Annotated in this window: 1 pseudogene; it reads right to left on the bottom strand. The window is 65.0% G+C overall.

The window, feature by feature from the left end:
- Positions 1 to 202: pseudogene (locus CVH10_RS23260) on the bottom strand (hypothetical protein); the annotation flags it as partial.
- Between the last annotated feature and the right edge of the window lie 44 nt (positions 203 to 246).

Here is a 246-nt window from a genome sequence, read left to right as displayed (position 1 = left end):
CGGTCATCATGCCCGCCAGCGCCGCCTCGATCAGCTTCTTGTTGTCGACCGGGACGACATAGGCCTGCTCGACGATGCCGACCACGTCGCCGAACAGCTCCAGCATGCGGAAGGTTTCGTTGCGGGGGGTCTGGCTTGAGACAGCAGCGGCGGAGCCGCCGAGCACCAGTGCGGCGCAGCCGACGAGGAGCAGTTTACGCATTCGGTCTCTTTCGGTCGGGCCGATCATTCAAGGCGCCCGTTGGA

The sequence above is a fragment of the Halomonas sp. ND22Bw genome (genome assembly GCF_003011945.1).
In the GTDB taxonomy this organism is placed as follows: Bacteria; Pseudomonadota; Gammaproteobacteria; order Pseudomonadales; family Halomonadaceae; genus Halomonas; species Halomonas halophila.
Note: the sequence above shows the minus strand (reverse complement) of the source record. Positions and strands in the feature narration are given on the sequence as shown.